Origin of the sequence: Streptomyces sp. NBC_00554 (assembly GCF_041431135.1) — a bacterium.
Taxonomy (GTDB): Bacteria; Actinomycetota; Actinomycetes; order Streptomycetales; family Streptomycetaceae; genus Streptomyces.
This window is the reverse complement of sequence record NZ_CP107799.1, coordinates 7,006,999-7,025,555: the sequence shown is the minus strand read 5'-3', so window position 1 is coordinate 7,025,555 and position 18,557 is coordinate 7,006,999. Positions and strand designations below refer to the sequence as shown.

Annotated in this window: 17 protein-coding genes and 1 pseudogene; 10 read left to right on the top strand and 8 right to left on the bottom strand. The window is 70.4% G+C overall.

The genetic code is table 11. The annotated features are described in order from the left end of the window. Positions 1-21 precede the first annotated feature (21 nt). From OG266_RS30965 to OG266_RS30950, 4 genes are all read left to right on the top strand, one after another. Positions 22-924, top strand: coding sequence for an SGNH/GDSL hydrolase family protein (locus OG266_RS30965; protein WP_371549629.1), 903 nt, complete (start codon positions 22-24; stop codon positions 922-924). A gap of 265 nt (positions 925-1,189) precedes the next feature. Beyond that, on the top strand, positions 1,190-3,181 hold the full coding sequence (locus OG266_RS30960; protein WP_371549627.1) for a zinc ribbon domain-containing protein: 1,992 nt from the start codon (positions 1,190-1,192) through the stop codon (positions 3,179-3,181). A gap of 18 nt (positions 3,182-3,199) precedes the next feature. After that, complete coding sequence (locus tag OG266_RS30955; RefSeq protein WP_371549625.1) at positions 3,200-4,189, top strand: aldose epimerase family protein; 990 nt, start codon at positions 3,200-3,202, stop codon at positions 4,187-4,189. 60 nt (positions 4,190-4,249) lie between these two features. Then, the gene (locus OG266_RS30950) at positions 4,250-5,119 is read left to right on the top strand and encodes an IS5 family transposase (protein WP_371549623.1); all 870 of its coding nucleotides are present in this window, start codon (positions 4,250-4,252) and stop codon (positions 5,117-5,119) included. A gap of 62 nt (positions 5,120-5,181) precedes the next feature. On the opposite strand, the gene OG266_RS30945 is transcribed toward OG266_RS30950, so the two are convergent. Beyond that, on the bottom strand, positions 5,182-5,541 hold the full coding sequence (locus tag OG266_RS30945; RefSeq protein ID WP_371549621.1) for a hypothetical protein: 360 nt from the start codon (positions 5,539-5,541) through the stop codon (positions 5,182-5,184). Positions 5,542-5,654: 113 nt separating this feature from the next. Between OG266_RS30945 and OG266_RS30940 the strand changes: the two are divergent. After that, positions 5,655-5,919 (top strand): annotated as a pseudogene (locus OG266_RS30940) (hypothetical protein); the annotation flags it as partial. A gap of 93 nt (positions 5,920-6,012) precedes the next feature. Here the strand turns inward: OG266_RS30940 and OG266_RS30935 are convergent. Beyond that, positions 6,013-8,520 (bottom strand): beta-glucosidase, encoded by a 2,508-nt coding sequence (locus OG266_RS30935; RefSeq protein WP_371549619.1) that lies wholly within the window; start codon positions 8,518-8,520, stop codon positions 6,013-6,015. Between the two features lie 121 nt (positions 8,521-8,641). Here OG266_RS30935 and OG266_RS30930 point away from each other — a divergent pair, with 121 nt between their 5' ends. After that, positions 8,642-9,253 carry a TetR/AcrR family transcriptional regulator gene (locus OG266_RS30930; RefSeq protein WP_371549617.1) on the top strand — a complete coding sequence of 204 codons (612 nt, stop codon included), beginning with the start codon at positions 8,642-8,644 and terminating at the stop codon, positions 9,251-9,253. Here OG266_RS30930 and OG266_RS30925 read toward each other — a convergent pair. Together OG266_RS30925 and OG266_RS30920 are read right to left on the bottom strand one after the other, a co-directional pair. Next, positions 9,177-9,626 (bottom strand): RidA family protein, encoded by a 450-nt coding sequence (locus tag OG266_RS30925; RefSeq protein ID WP_329547836.1) that lies wholly within the window; start codon positions 9,624-9,626, stop codon positions 9,177-9,179. The genes OG266_RS30930 and OG266_RS30925 overlap by 77 nt on opposite strands. Before the next feature lie 89 nt (positions 9,627-9,715). Beyond that, on the bottom strand, positions 9,716-10,528 hold the full coding sequence (locus OG266_RS30920) for an NAD(P)-dependent oxidoreductase (RefSeq protein ID WP_371549615.1): 813 nt from the start codon (positions 10,526-10,528) through the stop codon (positions 9,716-9,718). 58 nt (positions 10,529-10,586) lie between these two features. Between OG266_RS30920 and OG266_RS30915 the strand changes: the two genes are divergently transcribed. Both OG266_RS30915 and OG266_RS30910 read left to right on the top strand, forming a co-directional pair. Next, the gene (locus OG266_RS30915; RefSeq protein WP_371549613.1) at positions 10,587-11,567 is read left to right on the top strand and encodes a LysR family transcriptional regulator; all 981 of its coding nucleotides are present in this window, start codon (positions 10,587-10,589) and stop codon (positions 11,565-11,567) included. A gap of 87 nt (positions 11,568-11,654) precedes the next feature. Next, positions 11,655-12,911 (top strand): pyroglutamyl peptidase, encoded by a 1,257-nt coding sequence (locus tag OG266_RS30910; RefSeq protein WP_371549610.1) that lies wholly within the window; start codon positions 11,655-11,657, stop codon positions 12,909-12,911. An 18-nt stretch (positions 12,912-12,929) separates the two neighbouring features. Here OG266_RS30910 and OG266_RS30905 read toward each other — a convergent pair whose 3' ends face one another. Beyond that, positions 12,930-13,736 carry an EI24 domain-containing protein gene (locus OG266_RS30905; RefSeq protein WP_329547832.1) on the bottom strand — a complete coding sequence of 269 codons (807 nt, stop codon included), beginning with the start codon at positions 13,734-13,736 and terminating at the stop codon, positions 12,930-12,932. A 115-nt stretch (positions 13,737-13,851) separates the two neighbouring features. Then, positions 13,852-14,220 (bottom strand): amphi-Trp domain-containing protein, encoded by a 369-nt coding sequence (locus OG266_RS30900; RefSeq protein ID WP_371549608.1) that lies wholly within the window; start codon positions 14,218-14,220, stop codon positions 13,852-13,854. Between the two features lie 268 nt (positions 14,221-14,488). Between OG266_RS30900 and OG266_RS30895 the strand changes: the two genes are divergently transcribed. After that, positions 14,489-14,815, top strand: a complete 327-nt coding sequence (locus tag OG266_RS30895; protein ID WP_266463175.1) for a carboxymuconolactone decarboxylase family protein — start codon at positions 14,489-14,491, stop codon at positions 14,813-14,815. A 223-nt stretch (positions 14,816-15,038) separates the two neighbouring features. After that, complete coding sequence (locus tag OG266_RS30890; RefSeq protein WP_371549606.1) at positions 15,039-16,379, top strand: hypothetical protein; 1,341 nt, start codon at positions 15,039-15,041, stop codon at positions 16,377-16,379. A 383-nt stretch (positions 16,380-16,762) separates the two neighbouring features. On the opposite strand, the gene OG266_RS30885 is transcribed toward OG266_RS30890, so the two are convergent. Then, entirely contained in the window at positions 16,763-17,506 is a 744-nt protein-coding gene (locus tag OG266_RS30885; RefSeq protein WP_371549604.1) for a hypothetical protein, read from the bottom strand. Positions 17,507-17,629: 123 nt separating this feature from the next. Then, complete coding sequence (locus tag OG266_RS30880; RefSeq protein ID WP_371549602.1) at positions 17,630-18,493, bottom strand: hypothetical protein; 864 nt, start codon at positions 18,491-18,493, stop codon at positions 17,630-17,632. Positions 18,494-18,557 lie beyond the last annotated feature (64 nt).

The following is an 18,557-nucleotide window of genomic DNA, read 5'->3' as shown; positions in this document are numbered from 1 at the left end:
AACGAACGAGGGGACCAGGGGATGCGGAACCGTAGCCACCGTTCACGGGCCGTCCTCGCCGTGGCGGCGGCAGCCCTGCTGGGTGTCGCCGGGTGCGACGCGACCGGTGGCAACTCCCCTGCGCCACAGGGCACCACGGCGAAGGTGCGGCCGTCCCCGAAGCCCACGCCCGCCTGGGACCGCAGCCCGAAGTCCGTGGCCGCGGTCGGCGACTCCATCACGCGCGGCTTCGACGCGTGCACCGTGCTGTCCGACTGCCCCGAGGCGTCCTGGGCGACCGGCAGCGACACGGAGGTCAACAGTCTCGCCGTACGGCTGCTGGGGACGGCCGGGGCGGCCGAGCGCAGTTGGAACTACGCGGTGACCGGGGCGCGGATGGCGGACCTGCCCGGGCAGATGGCGCGGGCCGCCACGGAGAAGCCGGAGTTGGTGGCGGTGATGGCGGGCGCCAACGACGCCTGCCGCTCCTCCGTCTCGGCGATGACGTCCGTCGCCGAGTTCCAGGCCGACTTCGAGGACGCGTTGGGCACGTTGCGCGATGCGCTGCCCAAGACCCAGGTGTATGTGTCGAGCGTGCCGGACCTGAAGCGGCTCTGGTCCGAGGGCCGCAGCAATCCGGTCGGCAAGCAGGTCTGGAAGCTGGGCATCTGCCCCTCGATGCTGGGTGACGCGGACTCCCTCGACGCGGCGGCGACGCTGCGGCGCGACACGGTTCAGGACCGGGTGGAGGCGTACAACAAGGTTCTGGAGGAGGTCTGCGCCAAGGACAAGTACTGCCGGTTCGACGGTGGCGCGGTCTTCGACTACCGCTTCGGGACTGATCAGTTGAGCCACTGGGACTGGTTCCACCCGAGCAAGACCGGGCAGGCGTGGCTCGCGGAGATGGCCTATCGGGTGGTGACGTCCAAGGAACCGGTGGCCTGACCGGCGCTGCTCCGGGCCTCTGCCGATGCGCGCATGACCACGTCGTAACGCGGTGGCCAGGCGTTCGTTCGTGACTGGTTGGCCTAGGCTCACGGGCTTCCTTTGGTATCCGTAGTGATGTGTCGTCTGGCGGTCGCCCATGCCATGTGTTCGGCAGCGGCATTGGCGTCGGTGTCGTATGTGAGTGCGTGGATCGAATGCGTGACCTTTGTGCTGGGGTGTCGTTGATCTGATGACAGCACCACGGGTCGGGAGGGGGGTACTGGTGAGCCGGAGGCTGCCGCTGGGGGCGGGTGAGACGGCCCGTACTGCTTGTGCCCGTGGTCTGCTGCGGGCGGGCGTGGTGGAGAAGACGGGCGAGTTACTGTCGGCCGCGGCGCTGGCACAGCGGGTCGGCTGGGCCGCTGATCTCGTGCCCGGCATGGCCGCCGAGCTCCTGGCTGAGCACTGGAACGCGGCCGACGTGGACGTTCTTGCTTCCGGCGAGGACGCAGGTGGGCGGAAGCTGCCGTCGAACGCGTGGATGGCGTTGCGGCGTCTGGGCTGGACCATCGAGGCTCCGGACGGGATCAAGGTCAACGACCGGATCGTGCGGATGGCCCAGGAACAGGCCGGGCGTGCGCTGCGCTCGGCGAAGTGGCGGGCCGACCTCACGGCCGGTGTCCTCGCCGCCTGGCCGGCCGACCCGGCCCGGCGCACCGGCGGGGAGTGGGACGCGGTGCGGGAGGCGGTTCCTGGCGGCCGGTATCTCCCGTCGGGTGTGATTCGTTCCCGTACCCGGCAGATCGCCGCGTTCGAGCGTGAGCACGGCCGCCTGCCTGCGGGGGTGTTCGAATTGGAGGAGGCGCCCCGGGCGGCGCGGATGCTGTTGCTGTCCGCCTGTGACGGGCAGCAGGCCACCATCGAGCGTTCCGGGTCCGATCCGCGGCGGGTGCTGCTGCGGCTGCAACTGCCCACCCGGCCCGACCCGCGCTCCTACCGTGACTGGACCTGGGTGGCCTGCCCCATCGCCCTGCCGCCGACCATCCCGGCGAACGCGGTACTGCACCTTCCCACCCTGCGTATGGCAGGCGGCCGGGTACGCGCCGATCTCTCTTACACCCATGCCGTACCCAAGACCCACCGCACCGGTCACCGCGTGGCACTGGGTGTGGACTGGGGCCTGAACACCCTACTGTCCGCTGGGGCCGCCCGGCTCCACGACGACGGCCGCCTCACCGCCCTCGGTACGGGAGCCCAGTTCCGCGCCGAGGGAGTACTGGCCAGACAGCACCGCCTGCGCCGCCTGTCCGAACACCTGCACGCCAAGGCCGACCAGTACCAGCGGCTCATCGGCGACACCACCGAAAACACCGGACACCCGCTGCACACCCGGCACGAGGTCCTGCGCGAGGAAACCCGCCGCGTCAGCGCACGCCGCACGAACCTCAACGGTGCCCTCGCGTGGGCTGCCGCCCGCTGGGCGGTCGACCAGGCGATTGCCGCCGGAGCGACGGTCATCTATCTGGAAGACCTGCGGTCGATGGAAGCCAAAGGCATGGGCCGCACCATGAACACCCGCCTGTCCCAGACCGTCCGCGGCCAGATCACCGACCGTATCCGCCACCTCGCCGCCGAGACGGGGATCGCCGTCGTCACCGTCCCGCCACGCAACACCTCCCGGCACTGCCCCCGGTGCCTGACCCCGCTGCGCCACCGCAAAGCCCCCGACCGGCCCACCACCGCAGGATGGAAGTGGGCCATCTGCCCCCAGCCGGACTGCGGCTGGCAGGGCGACCGCGACCAGGGCGCCTGGCAGCGCATCGCCGCACGCGGCCTCACCCACCAGACCAAGACCGTCACCGACCGCACCACCGGGCAGACGGTGATCCGCACGGTCATCGACAAACTCGAAGCCACGGCGGTCATCACCCCGACCACCATCAAAGCCAGCCGGTCGGACCGGTCCAAGACCGGCCCGACCCGGCCTCGCTCCACCCGCCCCGCGCCCAGGCGACGCAGGGCACCCTCCCCCACCAGCCCCTCGGGCCCGGCGGGCAAGCGTCCGGAGGGACACGCACCAACGGGCCGGCCCAGACTGCCCCGCGCAGCCCACCGGCACCAGAACGTGACCACGACCAGCACACCCACCACAGCCGGTCACCGGCCACGAGGAGCAGCACTGGGCGCAGGCTTCCACCTGCACACCCACGCCACCCCTCCACGATGGGAAATCCCGCTGCCAGACACCACGTCTGGTACAGGATCACTAAGCTGATCTGAGACGCTTCCGATCATGTACGACGAACTCTTCGCCACCCTTCCCGACGGCACCCCCGTTCACCGCTGGACGCTGGAGCGTTCCGGCGTGCGGGTACGGGTCCTGACGTACGGCGGAATCGTGCAGTCGGCCGAGGTGCCCGGCCGGGACCGGCGGGCCGTGGACGTGGTGCTGGGCTTCCCGGACCTGGCGGGGTATCTCGCGCATCCGGAGCCGTACTTCGGGGCGCTGGTCGGCCGGTACGCGAACCGGATCGCGGGCGGCCGCTTCCCGCTCGACGGTCTGACGTATCACCTGGCCCAGAACAACGGCACCAACTCCCTGCACGGCGGCGAGTTCGGCTTCGACAAGCGTGTGTGGGACGCGGAGCCGGTCGAACACGGGGTCCGGCTGTCGCGGGTCGCTCCGCACGGCGAGGAGGGTTTCCCCGGGCGACTGGAGGTCTCGGCGACGTACACGCTGGACGAGGGCGGCGCGCTGCGGATCGCGTACGAGGCGGTCACGGACGCGCCGACCGTGGTGAACCTGACGAACCACACGTACTGGAATCTGGGTGGCCGCGGTTCGGGCAGCGCGGGCGGGCACGAACTCCGCATCGCCGCCTCGCGGTTGACGCCGGTGAACGTGGATCTGATTCCCACCGGGGAGTTCGAGGGCGTGCACGGCACGCGCTTCGACTTCCGGGAGGCGCGGAAGGTGGGCGCCGGGTACGACCACAACTTCGTGCTCGACAAGGGGCTGACCGGGACGCCGGTGGAGGTCGCCGAGCTGCACGATCCGGCCTCCGGGCGCGTACTGACCGTGGCGACGACCGAGCCCGGCCTCCAGCTCTACACGGCCGACCACCTGGATGCCTCGGGGCCGTTCGCACCCGGCGACGGCATCGCACTGGAGACGCAGCACTTCCCCGACTCCCCGAACCGGCCGGAGTTCCCCAGCACCGAGCTGCGGCCGGGCGGGGTGTACAGGTCGGAGACCGCCTATGGCTTCGGGGTGCGCGACTAGCGGCTAGGCGGTGTTTGAAAGTGCCTCGGTCTCCTCGTCCTGCGTTGTGATGATCTCGGTGTGGGGCGAGGGGATCTTTCTGACGAGCAGTGGTCCGTGCTGGAGCCGTTGTTGCCGATCGCGGTGTCGGGTCGGCCGCCGGTGGGCCGGCGGAAGCTGATCGATGGGATCCGCTGGCGAGTGCGGACCGGTGGTCCGTGGAGGGATCTGCCGTCGGAGTACGGGCCATGGCAGACCGTCTATGGACTCTTCCGTCGCTGGCAGCGCGACGGCATCTGGCCCGTGCTGCTGACCGGACTGCAAGCCGGGGCGGACGCGGCAGGGCTGATCACGTGGGAGGTCAACGTCGACTCCACGATCTGTCGAGCCCACCAGCACGCAGCAGGTGCCCGCCGCGACGGACGGGCCCAGAAGGAACCGCCAGGCGGCATCCATGTCGAACCCGACGACCACGGCCTCGGCCGGTCCCGCGGCGACTTCACCACCAAGATCCACCTGGCCTGCGAACAAGGCCACCGGCCGCTATCCCTGCTGGTCACCGCAGGCCAGCGTGGTGACAGCCCCCAGTTCGCCGCCGTCTTGGAAGGCGTCCGAGTGCCACGCACCGGGCCTGGCCGTCCTCGTGTCCGCCCTCTGCGGGTGCGGGGCGACAAAGCGTATTCCTCACGCGCCAACCGGGCCTACCTGCGACAGCGTGGGATCCGGTGCACGATCCCGGAGCCTTCCAGCCAGGTCGCCAACCGCAAGCGGCGAGGCAAGGCCGGCGGGCGGCCTCCGGCCTTCGACCGCGAAGACTACAAGGCCCGGCACGCGGTCGAGTGCGGGATCAACCGGCTCAAGCGCAACCGGGCGGTTGCCACTCGGTTCGACAAACTCTCGGTCCGCTTCGAAGCCACCGTCCTGGTCGCCGCGATCGGCGAATGGTTATGACGGGCCTGAGCTGTCGGTTGCACATTCCATGCTGACCGGGGCGAGGTAGATATTTAACAGTCCTAGCGGGTCAGCGTCTCGAAGCCGACATCTCCGCAGTACTTCACGACACGCCCCTCCGCCTCGGAGTCACCGTTGTTCATCGCTGCCGCCGTCGCCTCCCCCAAGGTGCGGCCTCCGCCGACGGTCTCATCCCGGAGCGGTTGCATCGCGAGAAAGGCGTCCTGAGCGACGGCCCCGACCTCGTCGTACCCTGACGACTCCGGTGTGTCCGTGCCCGCCGCGTTCCGCGCCTTCTGCCACGTCCCCAGCTGCATGCAGTAGTTCTCCCGCTGCTCGGTCAGCCGCTGCTCATCCTTACCCTCGGACGAAGAACACCCCGCCGCCACCAGAGCAAGGACTGGGAGTACTGCCTTAAGCATGCGCACCACGTTGCCCCCCGGCTGGAACTTCGTCCGCTCGACGCTGTCACCTGCAACTCCCGCAGCAGGATACTCCCGTGGGACACCTCAACCGCCGCAGTGATCGCTGACTGGAGGCGCTGTCCATGATGATCAGCGACCTCAACGACTCCGGACAACACCTTCGTGGTCATCCAGCCCGACGAGGACCCGTGTGGTTCGCCTCAGTGGCCGTCCTGGAAGAAGGCGGCTACAAAATCGTCCGCCGTGACACCACCCGCAAAGAGCACCAGGTCACCCACCTCGACCAGCATCAACGGCATCGCCCGCGACCTCACCATCTGGTTGGCCGCCCGCCACCACCCCGGGCGGCCAACCAGCCAGGTCACCAGCTTCTAAAACACGACCTAGGGGCAGGGGGCTCTCCCCCGAGCCCCGGCCCGGATGTCAGGTTCCGGACCGGGGCTGCTCGGGAGGACGGCTCGTCCTGGCTCAGACCGTAATGGTCGAAGCGACGCGACGGTCCGCGATCGAACGTCCTGCCTGGATCTCGTACGAACCCTTCACAAATGCCCACGAGTTCGCCGTCTCGTCCCAGATCTCGAAGGCGCGGTCCGGGAGTTCCACGACGGCCTCGACGCTCTCGCCGGGTCCGGCCTCGACACCGGCGAAACCGGCGAGCCACCGGGCGGGGCGCTCGGCGTCGGTCTCCACCGGGGCCAGATAGACCTGGACGACCTCGCGGCCGGCGCGCTCGCCGGAGTTGCGGACGCGGATCCTGGCGGTGGTGCCGTCGACCTCGATCGACTCGTACGTCCAGTCGGTGTAGCCGAGGCCGTGCCCGAAGGCGTACGAGGGGGTGGCGCCGGCCTTGTCCCAGGCTCGGTAGCCGATGAACACGCCCTCGGTGTAGGCGAGTTCGCCGTCGGTCGGGACGACCTGGGTGACCGGGGCGGCCGCGAGGGAGCCCCAGGTGGTGGGCAGGCGGCCGCCCGGCTCGTGTGCGCCGGTGAGGACGTCGGCGAGGGCGGCGCCGCCCTCCTGGCCGGGGAACCAGCTCAGCAGGACTGCCGCGACCTCGTCCCGCCAGGGAAGCTCCACCGGGGAGCCGGAGTTGACGACCACCACGGTGTTCGGGTTGGCGGCGGCGACCGCGTGGACCAAGTCGTCCTGGCGGCCGGGGAGTCGGAGGTCCTTGCGGTCGAAGCCCTCGGACTCGACGCGGTCGGTGGTGGCGACCACGACGACGGCGGTGTCGGCGGCGCGGGCCGCCTCGACGGCCTCGGCGATCAGTTCGTCGGCGTCGCGCTGCGGCTCCTGGTGGGCGAGCGCGAAGCCGATCACCTTCATGGGGATGCCCTCGGGGAGGGTGACGACGTGGGTGAGGGAGACGGTCACCGGTTCGCCCGCGGTCAGTTCGGCCTGGGCGCGGGGCACCGGGGCGCCGAAGAACGCCTCGAAGGGGTCGTCCTTGTCGGTGCGCTGGACGTCGTCGAAGTACGTCGTGCCGTCGACGGTGAGTGTGAAGGCGCCGAGGCCCTTGACGCCGAAGGTGTGCGGGCCGCTGTCGCGCGGGGTGAAGGTGCCGGTCAGCTCGACGGTGTGGAGGGTGTCGTGGGTGACGCCGGCCGGGAGGTCGTCGCCCATCCACTGGATCTGGCCGTTGGGCGCGGAGCCGCTGCCGATGACCTCGCCGGCCGCGTCGCGGCAGACGGCGCGCAGCTCGAACCCCTTGTCCGCGACGGCGAGTTCCTCGTTCGGGTCGGCTCCGACGGCGTACGTCAGGCCGCCTTCGGGGAGGGCGGCGGTGAGGCCGTCGAGGGGCGAGACGATCCGGGCGGGGAAGACGGTGGCGGAGCCGCCGCCGAGGACGCGGGCGTCGCGGGCGGCGGCGCCGATGAGCGCGACCGTGCCGGGCTTGAGCGGGAGAGCTGCTTGGTTGGCGCCTTGGTTGGCTCCTTGGTTGCGTACGAGCACGAAGGCGCGGCGGGCGATCTCGCGGGCCAGGGCCTCGCCGTCGATGGTGGCGGGCGGCTCGGTGACTACCGGTTCGGCGCCGTCCAGGATGCCCACGCGGGCGGCGAGGCGCAGGACGTTGCGTACGGCCTCGTCGACCGTCGACTCCTGGACGCGGCCGTCGCGTACGGCCTGCGCGAGCGGTTCGCCGTACACCGTCTTCGGTCCGGGCATGGCGACGTCGAGGCCGCCCTCGATGTCGCCGGTCGTGGAGCGGGCGGCCATCCAGTCGGAGACGTTGAAGCCGTCGAAGCCCCATTCGCCGCGCAGGATCTCGTTCACCAGGTAGCGGTGCTCGGTCATGGTCGTGCCGTTGACCGAGTTGTAGGCGGTCATGATGCCCCAGGGGTGGGCGTTCTCGACGATGGCCTCGAAGGGGGCCAAGTAGAGCTCGCGCAGGGCTCGTTCGGAGACGAGGTTGTTCGCCGTGAAGCGGTCGGTCTCGGCGTCGTTGGCGACGAAGTGCTTGACGGTGGTGCCGACGCCGCCGGACTGGACGCCGTTCACGTAGCCGCTGCCGATCGCGCCGGTCAGGTACGGGTCCTCGCTGTACGCCTCGAAGTGGCGGCCGCCGAGCGGGGAGCGGTGCAGGTTCACGGTGGGCGCGAGCAGCACGTGGACGTTCTTGCGGCGGGCCTCCTGGGCGAGGAGGGCGCCGGCGCGGCGGGCCAGGGCCGGGTCCCAGGTGGCGGCGAGCGCGGTCGGGGACGGGAGCGCGATGGAGGGGTCGTCGGCGGTCCAGTGGACGCCGCGGACACCGATCGGGCCGTCGGACATGACCAGCGACTTCAGCCCGATCTCGGGGAGCGCGGGCAGTGACCACATGTCCTGCCCGGAGAGCAGCCTCGCCTTCGCATCGATGCCGAGCTTGGCGAGAGCCGCCTCGACTACCGCCTCGCGGGCTTGGTCGGCCGTACTTCCGGCCGCGCTCTCAGCCGCGCTTCCGGCATGGCTCCCGACCCGGCTCTCCGCTGTTTCCGCCACGGCGGCACCTCCTCGTTGAAGTCCTTGGACGTCCTCATCCTGCACCCGTTACCTGTAGAGCGGTAGGTTTCGTTATCTTGACGTTATATTCGGGGTGATCGGATGCCGGTACCGTGACGCCATGACCACCAGGACCAGGAGTGAGGAACGGCGCGCGGAGATCGTGCGCGCGGCCCTGGAGGTGATCGCCGAACGCGGTTACCGGGGTGCGAGCCTGGCCGCGGTCGCCGAGCGCGTGGGCCTCACCCAGCAGGGGCTGCTGCACCACTTCCCCACCAAGGAGGCCCTGCTCGTCGCCGTCCTCAAGGAGCGCGACCAGTGGGACGCGGTCCCCAACACCCAGTGGCGGGTCGACCTGCTCAGCTCGCTCGTCGAGTACAACGCCATGCGGCCCGGGATCATCCAGACCTTCTCGGCACTGCTCGGCGAGAGCGTCACGGAGGGGCACCCCGCCCGCGAGTTCTTCACCCAGCGGTACGCGGCCGTGCGGGCGAGCATGGCTTCGGTACTGCGCGCCGAGTACGGGGAGCGGCTCCCGAACGGACTCAGCCCGGAGCGCGCCGCCCCCCTCCTGGTCGCGGTGATGGACGGACTCCAGTACCAGTGGCTGCTTGACCCGGAGTCGGTGGACATGCCGGGCGCGTTCAGGGACTTTCTTACGCTGCTGGGCGAGAATCCCCCGCCGGACTCCCTGTCGGGCTCCCCGTCGGACTCCCCGCCGGGCGAGGGCTGACCGCCGCGACGACCTCCACCTCCACGAGGGCGTCAGGCTTGAAGAGGCGGGCGGCCTCGAAGGTCATGCTGGTGGGCGCGGTCCCGGTGAGGAACTCCCGTCGTACGGCGCCGTATTCGTGGAGTCTGCCGATGTCCGTCAGGTAGGTGCGGATGTTGATGATGTCCGCGAGGGTCGCGCCGTGCGCCTTCAGCAGGGCGTCGATGGTCTCGAAGACGCCGCGGCTCTGGGTGGCGAGGTCAGCTCCGTCGGCGACCTGGCCGGAGAGGTACAACAGGGCTCCGCCGCCCGGGAGTTCGACACGGGCGACCTGGGAGTAGTAGGCGTTGGCGGGCTGCGGTGCGGAGGGCGGGTTGTCGAGCGTGACCTGCACGGGGCTCCTCGGATTCGTTGGGATTCGCGGGTTTCTCAGGCCTGTCGGGCCCGTCGGGCTCGTCGAGCCCATCAGGCCCATCGGGTTCGTCAGGACGAGCGGCGGATGTGGGCCGCGGCCTTCGCGATGTCCTCGTGGACGACGGCCGGGTCCGCGGCAGCACGCCTGAACTGCTCCAACACCGCCTCCATGACCGGGAGTCGGGCCGCCTTCGTCGCCAGGTCGGCGTCCTTCACGGCGAGCGCGGTGTCGAAGTGCACGCCTTCGGCGAAGGCACGGCCGACGGCTCCGCCGAGCGGACCGTTGGTGAGGGCGTTGCGCGCGGTGTCCTCGTCGACTCCGAGGGCGTCCGCCAGGCGCATCGCCTCGGCGACAAGGGCGACCCCGCCGACGACGGAAGCGTTGACGACGAGCTTGAGCGCGGCGCCGGAGCCGAGGGGCCCGGTGCGGGTGACCGTGCCGAAGTGCGTCAGCACATGCTCGACACCGGCCACGTCGCCGCCCGCGAGGATGCCGAGCCGCCCCGCGGCGGCCCTGTCGGTGCTGCCCGCCACGGGCGCGTCGACGAGCGTCACACCGTCCTTGAGCCGGGCTCCCAGTTCCTTGATCACGTCCGGGCCGACGGTCGACATCTCCACCCAGTACGCGCCCGGGCGCAGCTCCGGCACGACGGCGTCCGCGACCGCGTCGAGCGCCGCCGGGCCGGCGAGCATCGTGATCACCACATCCGCGTCCCGCACGGCCTCCGCCGGGGTGGCGGCGAGCGTGGCTCCCTCGGCGACCAGCGGCTCCGCCTTGGCGGCGGTGCGGTTCCACACCGTCAACGGGTGTCCGGATCCCAGGAGTTGGCGGGCCATTGGGGCGCCCATGTGGCCGAGTCCGAGAAAGGCGATCTTTTCCATGCCTTCGACGCTAGGCATGCACGGGCGATGCGACAAGCGAATGTCTAGCATGGGTGACATGCAGAACGCGCATGACAATCTGACGGGCGGCGCGGTCGGGGCTGCCGCGGACGCGGTCGGGACCGGCGAGGACGCTCCCGATCTCTCGACCGTGTGGCTGCGGGTGTTCCTGGACGTCGCCCGGCACGGTTCGTTCACCGTGGCGGCGCGCACCCTCGGGTGGACGCAGTCCGCGGTGTCGCGGCAGATCTCCTCGCTGGAGTCGGCGCTCGGCGGCGCCCCGCTCTTCGACCGGCTGCCCCGGGGCGTACGGCTGACGGAGGCCGGGCGGATCCTCGTGCCGCACGCCGAGGCCGTGGTCGAGCGGCTGCAGGGGGCGGAGCGCGAGTTGACGGCGCTACGGGAGGTGGCGGGCGGACGGCTGCGGGTGGGCGCCTTCGCCACGGCCGACGCCGCCCTCGTACCGCGGACCATCGCCGCGTTCCGCACCCGCCACCCGGGGGTGCGGCTCACCCGCGAGGAGGGGCTCACGCCCGTACTCCTGGAGCGGCTGTCCGCTGGCAGTCTGGACCTGGCGATCGTCTCGACGACGGGCCGGGCCCCGCTGGACGCGTACACACTGCACCACCTCCTCGACGAGTCCCTGTACGTCGCCGTCCCCGCCGGCCACCCGCTCGCCGCCGAGCCCTCGGTACGACTCCCCCAACTCGCCGACGCCGACTGGATCTCCGGCGGCTCCCGCCCCGAGGGCACCCTCCTCGACGCGGCCCTGCGGCACGGCTTCCGCCCGCGCGTGGCGCACGTCGTGGCCGAGTGGACCGCCAAGCAGGGATACGTCGCCGCCGGTCTCGGCGTGGCCCTGATCCCGGCGCTCGCCGCGGAGTCCGTACGTCCCGACATCACGCTGCTCCCGGTGCTCGACGAGGCCGCGCCCGCGCGGGCGGTGTACGCGGCGACGGTACGAGGGCGGTCCCTGACCCCGGCGGCGGAAGCGTTCCTGCGGGCACTGCGGGAGACGGCCGCGAAGATCCCCACCTGAGCCACACCCCATGGCGTACGTCCCGTCCGTCACGCGATACTGCGGCCATCCGGCAGCACCCCACGGCGACGGAAGGCCTGAATTCCCTTGACGCACATACGTGTTCGGATCGGCGTACTCGGACTGGCCCTGGTGGCGGGGCTCTCGGCGGCGCCCAACGCGTCCGCCGCCTCTTCGGCCGCCGAGACCTTCACCGTGGAGGAGCTGCGGCTCGACAAGGCCGCGCCTCAGGAGATCCTGGCGCGCTCCGGATTCGACTCCGTGGCACCGGAGTTCGCGCGGGCGCTGGGCAGCGCCGACTCGTACGCGCAGGCCGAGCGCATCGTCGTACGGCAGGGTTCGCAGCTGTGGACTCGTGCGGTGGACCGGGCACAGGGCCGGGGCCCGGCGGGCGGAGATCTGAGCCGGGACGACGACCGGCCGCTGTACTGGGCGCGGCTGAGCATGACACGCGAAGTGCGCCAGTGGGAGCCGGAGTTCGGGCTCACGGATGCCCAACGAGACAAGCTGTTGGGCAAGTTGGAGGAGACCTCGCGCGGCCAGAACGCCATCCGCTACCCGCACGGCAAGAGCGTGAAGCGGATCCTGGTCACCGGATTCGACCCGTTCACGCTGGACCGTGACATCCGGATCTCCAACCCCTCCGGAGCCACCGCCCTCGCCCTCGACGGCACGACGATCCAGACCGCGGACGGGCCTGCACGCGTCGAGACGGCCATGTTCCCCGTCCGCTGGCAGGACTTCGCCGACCAGACGGTGGAACGGACACTGCGGAAGCAGCTCCCCCGCGTGGACCTGTTCACGACGGTGAGCCAGGGCCGGGTCGGCCGGTTCGACGTGGAGCGGACCAACGGGGCCTGGCGGGGCGGTTTCCCCGACAACGAGAACCTCTCGCGGACCGAGACCGTCCCGGTCACCGATCCGGCCTCGCAGCCGCAGTGGACGTCAACGACCCTGCCGTACAAGGCGATCGTGGACGCGAGCACGGGCCGCTTCCCGGTGTACGACAACACGTCGGTAACCGAGATCCCGGCGGGCGGCACGGAGCAGGTCGTACGTCCGGACGGTCCGACCCCGGGCTCGGTGGCCCGTTCCGGGGGCGGCGGGAACTACCTCTCCAACGAGATCGCGTACCGCGCGACGCTGCTGCGCGACCGGCTCGGGCTGCATGACGAGTTGCCGGGTGGGCATGTGCACACGCCGGTGCTGCAGTTCGGGACCGGCAACACGGACCCGGCGACCGGGACCGTCACCGACCCCGAGTTCGTACAGAACCGGCTGGACATCATCGCGCAGGTGCGGGCGATCCTGACGGTGGCGGTGGACGCGGGTCAGCCCTCCTGACGGGGGCGTGGACGCCGGTCAGCCCGCGGACGCAGGTTCCTGGTCGTCCGCGCCGTTCCTGTCCCGGTCGCCGTCCGTAGTCTCCTCGCCCAGCAGGTCGCGGGCCATCAGTGTGGCGCCCGCGACCGCGCCGGGCATCAGGAAGACGGCGACGAAGGGGACCAGGAACGAGACCGCGAGGGGGGTGCCGAAGCCCCAGATCAGGGTCTTGCGGGAGCGGAGCAGGGTGAGGCGGTCGCGGAGCTCGACTCGGCGGCGCTGCAGGGCCACCCCCGCCAGTTCCTCCGTCAGGAAGAAGCCGGTGACGAAGAAGCCGATCACCGGGACCGCCGTCTGGCCGACGAACGGGATGAAGCCGAGCGCGAAGAGCAGCACGCCCCACAGGGCAGCCCTGGCGACGATACGGAGGCTGTCGCGGGCCGAGATCCACAGCTCCCGCCACAGCGGCAGGCCCGACTCGGGGGCCGTGCCGTCCGGGGAGACGTCACGGTCGACCTTCTCCGAGAGGTTCTCGTAGAAGGGCTGGCCGATGAGGAGGGTGACCGCTGTAAAGGTGACGACGGAGAGCAGGAGGGCGAGGGCGAACAGTACGGCGGTGAGGAAGCCGCGGAAGAGGCCCTGCCAGGGGCTGGTCCAGTCGTCCGCGAACGGGGTCGACCAGGTGATGAAGTCGTCGCCGTATATCGCAAGGGCGACGAGGGCCGCCGCGTACAGCACGAGGGTGATCAGCCCCGGGAGCAGACCGAATCCGTACTGTTTCCCGTGCCTCGCCACCCATCGCTGGCCCTGTAGCAAGTAGTTGAAGCCCACCCCGAAGTCACGCATGGGGAAACTTTAGCGTCGATGGTTCATGGGGTTCGTCGGCTGCCTGACGGACCCTGTGTGGTCTGCCGGCCCGAGGCGCTCGGCCCTCGGCGCAACTCTCGGCTCTCGGCGCGACTCAGGACGTCTTCGTAGCGGACCGCTTCGCGCTTTTGCTTCCTTTGGCGCCCGTACCGGTGCGCCTCGGCTTTGCGGGCACGCTCTTTCGCGTTGTGGCCTTCTCCGTGCGTGCCGCCGTCCGTGACGGCTCTGTCCGGGTCGGCGCCGTCGGCCACTTGAGTTCGATCTCCAACTCGATCTCCCCATCGCCGATCTCGACCTCGATCTCACTGCGAAGGTCGTCGGGGATCCGCAGGCTCAGAGTTGCCGGGCCGAGTTCCAGTTCTGCATCCTCGCCTTTCCGCAGCGCGGCTGCGAGTGCCGTGAGCTGGTCGGCCGCCTCAAGGCGTGACAGCGAGCGCTTCTGCTCGAACTTGAAGTCCTTCATGGGTGTCTCCGATCCGGAAGCGACCTGGTGTCGGGCCGCGCCTCGAGGCTGTCCCCCGTTTCATCGCTCCGAGGGACTGGGAGCGGTGCACAGCGCCCAGATCACGAAGCCGCTGTTCCAATCTCGGCCCACCGGGATCACACCGCACCTCGGGGTGCCCGACCGGCAGCGGGGTTCTAGGGTTGTAGGGAGCTTCGCGTTCGCGGAACCCGGTTCTCTCCGCCTCGTAGCTCTCTCGGGCTCGGAACTCACCAGGAGGGCATGCGACATGTCCACTGCATCTGAAACCCCTGTCCTGGACACCCTCGCCGCCATGACGGTCGACTCGATCGAGCGATGCGGGCTGGCCCCGGACATGCTCATACTCACGCGCATCGCGGCGCTCGCCGCCTCGGACGCCCCGCCGATCTCCTACGCGGCCCATATCGACCCCGCTCTCAAGGCCGGTCTCACCGCCGAACAGTTGCAGGACGTCCTGGTCGCCATCGCGCCCATCGTGGGCACCGCCCGCGTCATGACAGCGGCGGGCAACATCGCCAAGGCACTCGGCATCGTCATCGCCGTCGCCGATGCCGAGATCGAGGCTCAAGGCTGAGAGCGGACGCCCTCGCCGACGCGTGCGTTCACCCGGAGCCGTCACGGCCATCGCGGTGACACAGTGCGCGCACGCGGCGTGCGACCGGCACGGACCGCGGCCCGCACTGCGGGGTCACGCGCCGGGGTGGTTGGCCACCTCCTGCCCGTACGGCCCACCTGGGCGTGCCGTCTCGCCGTAAAGCGGCGGGAATGGAGGGAGGCCAATCCCCCGGGAGCCCTCCATGACCACCCCGCACAATTCGTCCGAGCCCGATGCCGCCCCCGAGGGGGACGCGGGTGACGCGGCCGGAAGTGGACACAAGCACGGCTCGGCGGCCGCGCGGATCACGCAGAAGATCGCCTCGGCAGTACTCATCGTCCTCACCTGCATCCTGGTGCCGATCGCACTGCTCACGGTGTGGGTGCACGGCATCGCTCTGGACACCGACCGGTACGTGGCGACGGTCTCGCCGCTGGCCTCGGATCCGGCGATCGAGGCCGCGGCGGTCAACCGCATTACCCAAGCCGCCGACGTGCGGGTGAACGGCAGCCAGGCCGCTGCGGACATCGCCGCCTGGCTGCAGTCGCAGGGACTACCGCCGCGGGCAGCGAACGCCGTGAAGGGTCTGGGCCCGCAGCTCGACTCCGTGGTCAACGACACGGTGGAGAAGGTGGCCACACGCTTCGTGGAGAGCGACCGCTTCGAGCGGATCTGGACGAACGCCAACCGGGAGGCCCACTCCGCGGTCGTGCACGCGCTCACCGGCGAGGGCCGAGGAGCCGTGGGCGTGAACGGCGGAACAGTCACCCTCGACGTCGGCGAAGCCGTCGACCAGGTCAAGGAAGCGCTCGTGGACGCCGGCCTGTCGCCGGCCGCCAAGATCCCCGACGTCGACAAGCAGATGGTGCTCTTCCAATCGGACCAGCTGAAGAAGATCCGCGACGGTGCCCATCTGCTGGACGTGATCGGGAACTGGTTCCCCGTGCTCGTCGTGCTGATCGGCGCGGCCGGTGTGCTGCTGGCCCACCGGCGCCGCCGGGCCCTGGCCCGTACCGCCCTCGGCGCGGCCTTCGCCTGCCTGGTCGTGGCCATCGGCCTGGTCATCGCCCGCCGCTACTACCTGGACCACCTCCCGCCCCAGGTGCAGTCGGAGGCCGCCGCGGCAGCCATCTTCGACACCCTGCTGCACTTCCTGAAGGTCAGCCTGCGCACGGCGATCGTCCTCGGCGTGATCATCGCGCTGGGCGCCTACCTGATCGGCCCCGGACGGCTGCCACGCGCCGTCCGCGGCACATCCGAGCGCGCCGCGGACTCCACAGCGCAGTGGGCCTACGGCCACCAGGTCCGCACCGGCCGGGTGGGCACCTGGACCCAGGCCCACCGCCACTGGATCGCCCTGGCCGCCCTGCTGATCGTCGCCCTGGTCTTCGCACTCTGGAACCACCCGACAGTCCTGACCATCCTGCTACTGGTCGTCATCCTGCTGGCCCTGCTCGCACTCCTCGCGCTCCTCGCCGCCTCCGGCCGCGTCACCCTCGACGCCGAGCGGGTGGCGCCACCGCGCCCGGAGGGCGGCGAGTGACGCTCTGCCTGTGCTGTCACGCGCCCTTCGGGGCACGCCGGAACGGGAGTGTCTGACACGGACATCTTGAGCCCGCCGGGGACGGGTGAGCCGCAGGGGTCTATTCGCTGACGGGTCGTCTGGATGCGATGCCGGTGGGCTGTGGTGAGGGTCGTTGGTGTGCTTCGGCGTTGAGGCGGTGCTGTGTCAGTCGCCGGCTGGTACGGCTGCCAGGAGATTAGGCACGCCGCAATACGCCGGTAATGACTCAATTACCCATGCCCACCACCAGCCCGCGGCACGATCGCCCCCGGCAGGTTCGTTGTCCGAACCTGCTGTTGGTGTCAGCCGCTGATGTCGGATGCCAAATGCCATCTCTACAAGGCGCGATGGTTGAGCTGGAGCTACTCAGGCGCGGCCACAGCCACCGGGTCGCTGAAATTCTTGAGCGTCACGACGTTGTGCGCCGAGTTGCCGGACACCTCGAGCCACTGCTCGAAGCGCACGACTCGGCCGGATTCGTTGACCCATACGTCGCAGGCGAACTCCTCGGTGCCTGTGGCGCGCATCTTGTCGTACAGCCGACGGTCCACTGTTCGGATCTGGTTCTGGGTGAGCTTCCCGGAAAGTCGGTGTGCCGGGGTTCCGGCCATCTCCTCCGGACCTTTTCGGGCCTCCGGTCCGAGGTCCAAGAGCAGCTGCGCGTAAGCGCTGTAGTCAGCTACGCCCGCGCTTGAGGAGTCCAGTTCCGTGCGCTGCCACTCCCCAGCTGCTCCGTCGTCATCGAGTGTCCGCGTGTAGGTGGCGTCCTCCAGCAGGATCGTCTCCGCGTTGAACGCCTGGTCCTCCGGGACGCTGTCGGAGGACGTCATGGTCAGTTTGCCCGTAGGTGCTGATCCGTTGAAATTCATCCGGCCGGCCATCACGACCGTCAGCGTGGAGCCCGTATAGGTTTCCGTGGTCATCTCGGCCGAGTAAGGCGCTGGATCGGCGTTCTTGAGCGCCGCCTCGACTTCGAATGAACCATCGGAGTCCGGCGTGGCCGATGCTCCACTCTTCGACGTCGATGCGGGTGCTTTCCCGTCATCCCCGGCGCCACAGCCCGTGAGCAGGACGACGGCCGCGATACCGGCCGCCACGGTGGCCAAGTGGCGCATGGCAGGGGGCCTCCTCAAGCGTGGCTGACAGATCGCCGAGTCTGTCATGGGCACAGCGAGAGCACTCCACGGCGGGCAGATCTGCGCCACAACAACCCCTGAAGCGGCAGCGAATCACACCGGCGTCACCGCCACCACCACCCCCCGCTCCGCCGCAGGCGACACCGCCGCCGACACGCGAACCGCTGCCGAGCGGGCCACGCGCCCGGCCCGTGAAGCCGTGCCCAGGAGGAGCGGCTGAAGGTGTTCCAGGCCGGAGACGAGGAACTCCTCGGTGGCGATGAGGAGTGGGCGGGCCGCCTTCGTCGCGGTCGCGGCGGCCTCCGTGAGGTCGGCCAGGGGTGGCAGGGAGGCGCGTACGATCCCCGCCCCCACCGCGGCGGCCCGTTCCGCGAGAGCAACCTGGAGCGGGAGGAGTGGTGCCAGCGCGGCCGTCAACGCGTCGGCGATGCGGCGGAGTTCGGGGGATGTGTCGCGCAGGACGTCCGCGGCGGCCCGGATCACCGGAGCCAGTGCGAGGAGTACGCCCGCGGTGATCCCGGCCGCCGCGGGCAGCAACGGCGAGCCGGCGTCGACCAGTTCGGCAAGGGCGTCGGCCGCCTCCTCCACCGCGGGTGCCACCGCGTCGAGGACCGGCAGCAGGCTGTCGCCGAGCGCGGAGAGGAGCACCTGCGCGGGTTCGCTCACGGGGTGTGCCGCCAGCGGTGCCCCGCTGGTGCCGAGCCGGGTCAGGGTGTCCACGATCCGGTAGAAGGCTTCCTGCGCCTGCGGCGACGCGCTCGCCTCGGCCAGCTCGGCCGTCGTCTCGCGCAGGACGCGCAGCGCCTCCGCGCCGGAACCGTCCCGGGGATCAAGGGTGTTGACCGCGATTCTGGTGATGTTCCCTGCCGTGTCGAGGAGTTGGCCGGTGATGTCGGTCGTGCTGCGTGCCATGCGCAGCACGTCCTCCCTGCTGGGGAGCGACGGAATCGGGGACATGGAGGGGCCCTCCTCGTTACGCGTACCGCTCGGCCGTCGCACTCAGGATGCCCCCTCCGACCCA